The organism is Pseudoalteromonas sp. GW168-MNA-CIBAN-0100 (genome assembly GCF_040309225.1).
In the GTDB taxonomy this organism is placed as follows: Bacteria; Pseudomonadota; Gammaproteobacteria; order Enterobacterales; family Alteromonadaceae; genus Pseudoalteromonas; species Pseudoalteromonas arctica.
In genome coordinates this window covers 1-282 of sequence record NZ_JBEOOL010000465.1, presented here as the reverse complement: position 1 = coordinate 282, position 282 = coordinate 1, and the positions used below count along the sequence as shown (strand labels likewise).

Below are 282 nucleotides of genomic sequence, written 5' to 3'. Positions count from 1 at the left end.
TCGATACCCTGCTTAACGAATTTCGTCAGCAACGCTACCATAGGGCTATTGTTATTGATGAATACGGCGGTGTATCGGGCTTAGTCACTATTGAAGATATTCTTGAAATAATCGTGGGCGAAATAGAAGACGAGCACGACGAAGAAGAAGAGCAACAAGATATTCGCCAACTTGCTAAGCATGTTTACGTAGTACAAGCGCTAACCCCTGTTGATGACTTTAACGAGCATTTTAAAACAGGTTACAGCACAGATGACGCCGATACTATTGGTGGCACTGTAT

Annotated in this window: 1 protein-coding gene; it reads left to right on the top strand. The window is 42.9% G+C overall.

All coding sequences use genetic code 11. The features are described from left to right. The coding region (locus AAEY62_RS21975) for a transporter associated domain-containing protein (RefSeq protein ID WP_350636521.1) at positions 1-282 on the top strand (282 nt) is incomplete at both ends.